Raw genomic sequence first — 8,421 nt, forward strand, 5'->3', positions numbered from 1 at the left:
AAAGTCAAAGACTATATGTCGAAGAAGGTTATATCTGTAAAAGAAGATGAGAGTATGGATGATATGGCTAGTATTATAATAAAGAATAAGGAGTCATACCTTTATGTAGTAAATAAAGAAGATAAACTGAGAGGATATATATCAAGGGCAGATCTATTATATTATTTATTGGAGGTAGGAGAAGAAGGGGATGAATCTAGAAGGGATTAAAGATCTTAATGAGCTTAAGGACTGGATGATTGTCAATCAAGCTAATGATAGGACGCTGTATGTGGTAGGTGGATTATTAGTATTGGGTCTTATTATTTTACTTATCAGTAAACAGATTAAGATTCCAAGTATAGTAGGCTATGTGGTTTTAGGAATACTACTAAGTTTTGATATTGTTACAAGTATACCTTTTTTATCTCAAAGTACCAAGGAATGGTATATGTATACTATAGAAAACTTAAATTATTTTGCTGATTTGGCTTTAGCTTTTATAGCCTTTACTATTGGAACTGAACTATCACTTAAAATATTAAAAAAGTTTGAAAAGGAGATATTCTGGATTGTAATATTACAGGGGATAGCAACCTTTTTATTAGTTATTTTTGCTATCCTTGCTTTGGGGTACCCCCTGCACATCGGACTTATATTAGGGGCTATTGCCACAGCCACAGCTCCAGCTCCTACAGTTATGCTCTTAGAGGAGTATAATGCAAAGGGTTTACTTACTTCTATGATTATGGTCGTTGTTGGTGTGGGTGAAGCCTTAGCATTAGTGATCTTTAGTCTGGTTAGACCTTTAGCAATAGTAAATTATAATGGTGGGTCTATATCCTTGCTCAATTTATTTTTATTCCCTTTTCTAGAGATAGGAGGGTCAATCCTCTTAGGATTAGCAGTCGGTTATATATCTCAAAGGTATATAGTAGATCTAGATTCTAAAGCAACGAAGACGATGACAATTTTAGCTACAGTGGTAGGAACCTATGCAGGAGCTGCTTATTTTACTTTATCCCCTTTATTGGCCAATATGGCCATAGGTTTTGCTTATAGAAACTTTGCTAAGAAAAATTTAGGTATATCAGAAATAATGGAGGTATTAACTATACCATTATATGCTGTATTCTTTATCTTAGCTGGGGTAAAGATGCAGATATTTGCTATCTTATCATGGGAGTTTATAATTATTGTTGTAGTATATACTTTAGTTCGTTCTATTGGTAAGGCTGGAGGAGCTTACTTAGGAGGTAGTATTGGTAGATCTGAGGAGAAGGTTAAAAATTATATTGGCCCTGCTTTATTATTTCAAAGTGGTGTCGCTATAGCTTTGGCTTATACCTTCAGATATGACTTTGGTGATGCGCCAGAGGTTGCTCTGTTGATCTTTAACATCATATTATTTACAAGTATACTAACTGAGGTCTTTGGGCCGCCTATTAGTAAGTGGGCTCTTGAGCAGGTAGGTGAGGTTGAGTAAAATGGCTATTGGTGAGTGGAGAGGTGTGGTCTTTTTAGAAAGGAGAAGTGAAGTTGTATAGTAATAAAGCGTCACTTTATTACTGGTGATGAGTAATCAGTAATGAGTAATGGGTAAAACCTTAAAAAAACAGAAACCCCTTTGTCACCTAAGACTTATAAGAGGTTTTGAAATTTTGACTTTACTCATTACTCTTCACTCATTACCCATTACTAGTGGCACGAAAGTGACACTTTATTACTATACTGTTTCATATCAAAGTAAAAGGAGTGATACTATGAGGCCATTATGGGATGAGTATTTTATGGAGATGACAGAGGTTACGGCTAAGAGATCAACCTGTCTAAGAAGAAAGGTAGGGGCTTTAATTGTCAAAGATAAACGAGTGTTAGCAACTGGGTACAATGGGGCTCCAAGTGGATTAAAGCATTGTAAAGAGACGGGTTGTTTAAGAGAGAAGAATAATGTACCATCAGGTGAAAGGCATGAATTATGTCGAGGCCTTCATGCTGAGCAGAATGCTATTATTCAGGCTGCATTACATGGAAGTTCTATTAAAGAGGCTACACTTTATTGCACTCATCAACCTTGTATTCTTTGTACTAAGATGATAATAAATGCAGGTATAAAGCGGGTTGTTTTTAGAGGATCTTATCCAGATCCGTTGGCTTTAGGTATGTTTGGAGAGGCAGGAATCTCCTTAGAAGAGATTGGATAATATGATTATAATCTACATTGACAATAGGGAGCTATAACCATAGAATAGGGATAGACTTTAATTTTAGAAAGAGGTGGATAAGATGATATATCCTATGTTAATTGCTTTGATGGGAAGTTATCTAATGACACCTTTTGTTAAGCGATTAGCTTTTAGATTAGGTGCTGTAGATTATCCTAATAAGCGTAGAATTAATCGTGAGCCTATCCCTAGCTTAGGTGGTTTGGCTATCTATTTTGGTGTAGTTGTTGCTCTAGTTTTAATGGGGCTTAGTCATAAATTTTTAGGTGTAATTGTTGGAGGAACTTTAATTGTAATATTGGGACTTTTAGATGACTTATATGAGCTACGAGCTTCTTGGAAGCTTTTGGGCCAAATTATTATATCATTAGTTGTAATCCTTCTTGGAATTAGAATACAATTTATCAGTAATCCCTTTGGAGGTATGTATTATTTAGGTCTTCTATCTATACCAATAACTCTATTTTGGTTAATTGGGGTTATTAATATTATCAATTTAATAGATGGAATGGATGGTTTGGCTGGTGGGGTTACAATAATTGCTTCTATTACTTTAGCAATCTTTGCTTTGCAACAAGGTCAGACTTTTACTTTAATTTTAACTCTAGCTTTAGTAGGTGGTACTTTAGGTTTCTTAAGGTATAATTTTAACCCAGCGCAGATATTCATGGGGGATACCGGTAGTATGTTTTTAGGTTTTATGTTAGCTGTGATCTCAATAACTGGAACTTTAAAGACTGTAACTTTTTGGACGCTGCTGATTCCTACTTTAGCTTTAGGAGTACCGATCTTTGATGCTTTATTTGCTATTTTAAGAAGAAAATTATCAGGAAAACCTATCTTTGAAGCAGATAAAGGTCACTTACACCATAAATTACTTGATTTAGGACTAAGTCAGGTTGAAGCTGTTTTTATTGTTTATTTAATTTGTGTCTTTTTAGGTATGGTTGCAATAGGGATAAGTGGAGCGAACTTAGCAGAAACATTATTTTTAGTTCTTAGCTCTGTTGGGTTTATGGTTATTGGAATTTGTAAGTTGAAGTTGTTTGATGTTGATAATTATAGAAAAAGCTATAAGTGAGTGTGGCTTATAGCTTTTTTTGGACGAAGATTGTTAATTAAATAACTAAAATTATTATTATACTTTACATTAATGGTTGATTATAGTATAATGAGAAGGAAATTTAATAGTCTGCCTAATCTAAATAGAGCGGGGGAACCAAATTTTGGGGTGAATCTAATTTAAAAATTAGTAGGGTGTCCTCTACCCGAATCCGTCAGCTAACCTCGTAAGCACTTGTGAATATAGGGGAGGATGAAGTCTAACTAGCCACAGGTGTATCTAATTTTCCTGTGGTTTTTATGTATAAATAAATAAATAAATGAGAAAATTAAGAAGGTGTAAACGCTAATTAAGGAGAAATATTTATGAGAGACAAAATTGGTATTTTAAAAGCATTGACTTTATTATCCCAAGTAGGAATAGCAATTATTCTTCCTATAATTGCTGGAGTATGGGCTGGTAATAAATTAGATTCAGTGGTTGGTACTAGAGTTTTATTTTTGGCTATATTTACTCTGTTAGGAGTTTTTGTGGGGTTTAGGAGTAGTTATCGTTTGATTATGAGTGGAGAAGATAGGAAGGGATAAGTATGAAAGAAGTAAAAGAAACAAAGATTTTGGTTTTAAAGGGAGTAGCTCTTTTGAATATAGTTTTGATATTATTGATGTTAATATTTTTTGACTTAAGGAGCGCTTATGGTATTTTCATAGGATCTTTAATAGGAGTAATAAATTTTCATTTATTATCATTGTCTTTACAAAAGGCGGTTAAGCTAGAGCCTACTAAGGCAGGCTTCTATGCTTTTATCCAATATATCATAAGGTATATCTTATGGTTTCTTGTGTTTTACATAGCTTTAAAACGACCTGATGTAAATATCTTAACTACAATAGTAGGTATGTTGAGTGTGAAGGTTGTAATTTTAGTAATTAATGTTTTTAATCTTTACCCTTTAAAAAGGAAGTTTTCTAGAAAGGAGGTAAGTTGAATAGATGGAATTATTGCGTAGATTATTCTTACCTTTAACTTCACCAGATCCGGCAGCTTTTGAGCCTCAAGTTATGTTCACAGTAGGAGAGCTAGAAGTTACCTCTACAGTAACGACTACTTGGGTAATAATGGCTGTGTTATTTCTAATCTCCTTTTTGGCTACAAGAAATTTAAAAGAGGAGCCAGAAGCATTCAGTTTGCAAAATGCTATGGAAGGGCTGGTGCAAGGAATTGATTCTTTGGTTGAAGGTGCAATGGGGCCAGGGATGAAACAGTTTGTTCCTTACATAGGAACATTGGTCTTATATTTGGGGATTGCTAATTTAGTTGGTATTATTCCAGGTAGAGATTTGTTTAATCTCTATACACCAACTGCAGACTTAAATACTACTTTTGCATTAGCTGCAATTACCTTCTTTAATATTCATTTCTTTGGTATAAAGGCCAAAGGGATAGGAGCTTATTTAAAAAGTTACTTTGAACCAATGCCTTTCTTAGCTCCTTTGAATGTAATTGGTTCCTTAGCGGATCCTGTATCTCTATCTTTTCGTCTCTTCGGTAATATGATAGGTGGAGTCGTTATTATGGGGCTGATTTATAATGTGATTACAATTGCAGTACCAGCATTTGCAAGCCTTTATTTTGATGTTTTTGCAGGTGTTTTGCAGGCCTTTATCTTTACAATGTTGACGATGACATATATTTCAGTTGAGATGGAGTAAAGAGGTTAAGGTTAAGGAAGGAGGGGTTATATGGATGAAATAGGAAATATAATTATCTTTTTATTTGACTGGTTAGATGGTTTCAGCCCAAGAGCTGTAATATTGGCTGCAACTGCTATAAGTGCAGGATTTGCTATGATAGCAGGAATTGGTCCAGGTATTGGACAAGGATTTGCAGCAGGAAAAGGTGCTGAAGCTGTTGGAGATAACCAGGAGAATAGTGGTAATGTTACTTTAGTAATGTTGCTTGGTTCAGCTGTTGCTGAGACTTCAGGGATATTCTCTTTAGTTGTGGCTCTAATTTTGCTTTATGCAAATCCTTTGGTTGGGAATGAAGCAGCTGCTATTGTTGTTGCAGCGTCTGTTTTAGGAGCAGGTTTAGCTATGATAGCAGGAATTGGCCCTGGAATTGGTCAAGGATTTGCAGCAGGAAAAGGTGCTGAACGTGTTGGCCAAAGGCCAGAGTATCAGAATGTAGTTGTGAAGGTTATGTTACTAGGGCAAGCTGTTGGTCAGACAACAGGGATTTATGCTTTGGTAATTGCGTTGATTTTATTATTTGCTAACCCGTTATTTGCTTTATTATAAGATTAAGAATTTAAAATTAAAAGGAGGAATTAAGATGAGTGATCAAGCTTTAGTTTTAGCTGCATCAGCTATAGGTGCAGGATTGGCAATGATAGCAGGAATTGGTGCTGGTATTGGACAGGGATTTGCGGCAGGAAAGGGTGCTGAAGCTGTTGGGAAGCAACCTGAGGCTCAAGGTGACATTGTTAGGGTTATGTTACTAGGTGCAGCAGTTGCAGAGACAACAGGTATTTATGGCTTAGTAATTGCTTTAATCTTACTATTTGCTAATCCGCTTATTGGTTTATTAGGATAAGTTTTTTTACTGCAGGAGGTTGAAGATCTTCTATTTAGTATCTTCTCCTCCTAATTATTAAGATGCTAAGGTAGTTAAGTTAAAGTTGTCTTTGAGAGGAGGTAAGGAGTAGTGATCGATTTAAATGCTAATTTCTTTTTACAAATAATTAACTTTATAATAATATATTTGGTCTTACGACGTTTCTTATTTGAGCCTATTACAAACTTTATGAATGAAAGGTCTGAGAGTATCTCTAATAAGATAGAAGGGGCCAAAAGTCGTGAGGAAGAAGCAGAAAGGTTAAAGCAAGAGTATCAAAAGAGGATAGAGGATGCTAAGCGTGAAGCTCAAGAGATAGTTGAGGATAGTAGACGCCGAGCTCAAAGAACCAAAGAAGATATAATTAATGAAGCTAAGGTGGAGGCTAACTCTAAACTAGAAAGGGCTGAAAAGGAGATCCGTCGGGCCAAAGAACAAGCAATTGAAAGCCTAAAGGATGAAGTAGCTAGTATATCTATTCAGATGACTAAAGAGTTATTAGAGAAGTCCATTAATAAAGAGGTACAAAAAGATAGTATTGATGCCTTTATCAGTAAGTTAGATAAGGATAAGTTGGGTGAAATACAATGATCTTTAACCAAGTTGGGGAAAGGTATGCTCAAGCCTTATTTGATCTAGCAAAGCAAGAAGGTAAGTTAGAGGGATATTTAGGTCAATTAGAGTTTATTAATGATCTAATCAAATCTAATGAAGAGTTTAACAACTTATTGAGAAATCCTAAGTTGACTAATGGTAATAAAAAAGAGTTGTTGCTTAATGTGTTTGAAGGGAAATTATCTAATAACTTAATAAATTTAATTAACCTCCTAATTGATAAGGGGAGGGAAGACCTTTTAAGTTCTATCTATTTTGGATATAAAAGATTATTAGATGTAGAATTAGGCAGATTAGAGGTGGAAGTTACCTCGGCTGTTGAATTAAGCTCAGAAGATAAAGATAAGTTAAAAGATAAATTAGAAGAGCTTACTAGTAAAGATGTAGTTCTTTCTTTAAAGGTCAAAGAGGAGTTACTTGGTGGCTTAATGTTGAAAGTGGGTAACAAAGTAATCGATGGAAGTATATTAAATAGCTTAGAGAGACTAGAGAACAAGCTTAAAAGTCTTGAAGTAAGTAAGTTAGGGGTGAAAACTAATGAATCTTAGAGCAGAAGAGATTAGCTCTATAATCAAAAAAGAGATTAAGAATTATGGTGTAGAGTTAGAGACTAAAGGTGTAGGTACTGTTCTTAATGTTGGTGATGGTATCTCTAAAATTTATGGTTTAGAGGGAGCTATGGCCGGAGAGTTGTTAGAGTTTGATAGTGGTGTTTATGGTATGGCCTTAAACCTAGAAGAAAATAGTATAGGTTGTGTTATCTTAGGTGATGAGTCTAAGATTGAAGAAGGAGATACTGTACATAGAACCAATGAGGTAGTTCAAGTACCAATTGGTGAAGAGTTAAAAGGGCGTGTTGTTAATGCCTTAGGAGAACCTATTGATGGTAAAGGGCCAATCAATACTAAAGAAAGTCGTGCTGTTGAATCGGAAGCACCAGGAATTGTAGCTCGTCAACCTGTAGAGGAACCTTTACAGACAGGTATAAAGGCTATAGATTCTATGGTTCCAATTGGAAAGGGCCAACGTGAGTTGATAATCGGTGACCGTCAGACTGGTAAGACAGCTATTGGTATCGATACTATTATTAATCAAAAGGGTAAGGATGTTGCTTGTATTTATGTAGCAATTGGACAGAAGTCTTCGACTGTTGCTCAAATTGTTAATAAGCTAGAGGAGAGTGGAGCTTTAGATTATACAACTGTAGTATCTGCATCAGCTAGTGATCCAGCTCCATTGCAGTACTTAGCTCCTTATGCTGGTTGTGCAATTGGAGAAGGGTTTATGTATGATGGACAAGATGTTTTAGTAGTTTATGATGACCTATCAAGACATGCGGTTGCTTATCGTGAAATGTCTTTATTATTGAGAAGACCACCAGGGCGTGAGGCTTATCCAGGTGATGTTTTCTACTTACACTCTAGATTACTAGAGAGAGCTGCTAAGTTAAATGACGATTTAGGTGCAGGTTCTTTAACAGCTCTACCTATAATCGAAACTCAAGCAGGAGATATCTCTGCTTATATTCCAACCAATGTAATCTCTATTACTGATGGACAGATATTCTTAGAGAGTGAATTATTTTACTCTGGTGTAAGACCAGCAGTTAATGTAGGTTTATCGGTTTCTAGGGTAGGGGGTAATGCACAGATTAAAGCAATGAAATCTGTAGCGGGAACCTTAAAGTTGGATATGTCTCAGTATCGTGAACTTGAAGCCTTTGCTCAGTTTGGTTCTGATTTAGATGAATCAACGCAAAAGAAGTTGGCCCGTGGTGAAAGGGTTGTTGAGGTTTTAAAGCAAGGTGAGACTGAATTATTAGATGTTGAAGATCAAATCATCATTATCTATGCAGTAACTAATGGTTATTTAGATGGTGTTGATATTGGAGATATAAAGAAATTTGAGAGAGAATTATTGAAG

The 8,421-nt window shown here is 35.4% G+C and carries 12 protein-coding genes and 1 riboswitch; all 12 genes read left to right on the plus strand.

From position 1 onward, the window contains the following. Positions 1-210, plus strand: a 210-nt coding sequence (locus HALSAC_RS0101375; protein ID WP_027338762.1) for a CBS domain-containing protein, incomplete at its 5' end; no start/stop codon positions are given. Continuing rightward, positions 191-1,465 carry a cation:proton antiporter gene (locus tag HALSAC_RS0101380; RefSeq protein ID WP_027338763.1) on the plus strand — a complete coding sequence of 425 codons (1,275 nt, stop codon included), beginning with the start codon at positions 191-193 and terminating at the stop codon, positions 1,463-1,465. The genes HALSAC_RS0101375 and HALSAC_RS0101380, both read left to right, overlap by 20 nt. 277 nt (positions 1,466-1,742) lie before the next feature. Further along, positions 1,743-2,183, plus strand: coding sequence for a deoxycytidylate deaminase (locus HALSAC_RS0101385; RefSeq protein WP_027338764.1), 441 nt, complete (start codon positions 1,743-1,745; stop codon positions 2,181-2,183). Between the two features lie 82 nt (positions 2,184-2,265). Next, positions 2,266-3,285 carry a glycosyltransferase family 4 protein gene (locus tag HALSAC_RS0101390; RefSeq protein ID WP_035571039.1) on the plus strand — a complete coding sequence of 340 codons (1,020 nt, stop codon included), beginning with the start codon at positions 2,266-2,268 and terminating at the stop codon, positions 3,283-3,285. A gap of 102 nt (positions 3,286-3,387) precedes the next feature. Further along, positions 3,388-3,515: riboswitch (cyclic di-AMP (ydaO/yuaA leader) on the plus strand. A 117-nt stretch (positions 3,516-3,632) separates the two neighbouring features. After that, complete coding sequence (locus tag HALSAC_RS0101395) at positions 3,633-3,854, plus strand: AtpZ/AtpI family protein (RefSeq protein ID WP_027338766.1); 222 nt, start codon at positions 3,633-3,635, stop codon at positions 3,852-3,854. Positions 3,855-3,856: 2 nt separating this feature from the next. Beyond that, positions 3,857-4,255: an ATP synthase subunit I gene (locus HALSAC_RS0101400; RefSeq protein ID WP_027338767.1), complete on the plus strand. Its 399-nt coding sequence runs from the start codon at positions 3,857-3,859 to the stop codon at positions 4,253-4,255. A gap of 4 nt (positions 4,256-4,259) precedes the next feature. Then, entirely contained in the window at positions 4,260-4,979 is a 720-nt protein-coding gene (gene atpB, locus HALSAC_RS0101405) for a F0F1 ATP synthase subunit A (RefSeq protein WP_027338768.1), read from the plus strand. 30 nt (positions 4,980-5,009) lie between these two features. Continuing rightward, the gene (gene atpE / locus HALSAC_RS0101410; RefSeq protein ID WP_027338769.1) at positions 5,010-5,567 is read left to right on the plus strand and encodes an ATP synthase F0 subunit C; all 558 of its coding nucleotides are present in this window, start codon (positions 5,010-5,012) and stop codon (positions 5,565-5,567) included. A gap of 34 nt (positions 5,568-5,601) precedes the next feature. Next, the gene (atpE, locus tag HALSAC_RS0101415) at positions 5,602-5,862 is read left to right on the plus strand and encodes an ATP synthase F0 subunit C (RefSeq protein ID WP_027338770.1); all 261 of its coding nucleotides are present in this window, start codon (positions 5,602-5,604) and stop codon (positions 5,860-5,862) included. Between the two features lie 111 nt (positions 5,863-5,973). Then, positions 5,974-6,474, plus strand: coding sequence for a F0F1 ATP synthase subunit B (gene atpF, locus HALSAC_RS0101420; protein WP_027338771.1), 501 nt, complete (start codon positions 5,974-5,976; stop codon positions 6,472-6,474). Then, the gene (gene atpH, locus HALSAC_RS0101425; protein WP_027338772.1) at positions 6,471-7,046 is read left to right on the plus strand and encodes an ATP synthase F1 subunit delta; all 576 of its coding nucleotides are present in this window, start codon (positions 6,471-6,473) and stop codon (positions 7,044-7,046) included. Before atpF ends, atpH begins: the two co-directional genes overlap by 4 nt. Beyond that, positions 7,036-8,421: F0F1 ATP synthase subunit alpha (gene atpA, locus HALSAC_RS0101430; RefSeq protein ID WP_027338773.1), on the plus strand; the 1,386-nt coding region annotated here is incomplete at its 3' end. The genes atpH and atpA, both read left to right, overlap by 11 nt.

This window comes from Halonatronum saccharophilum DSM 13868 (assembly GCF_000517025.1).
Taxonomy (GTDB): domain Bacteria; phylum Bacillota; class Halanaerobiia; order Halobacteroidales; family Halobacteroidaceae; genus Halonatronum; species Halonatronum saccharophilum.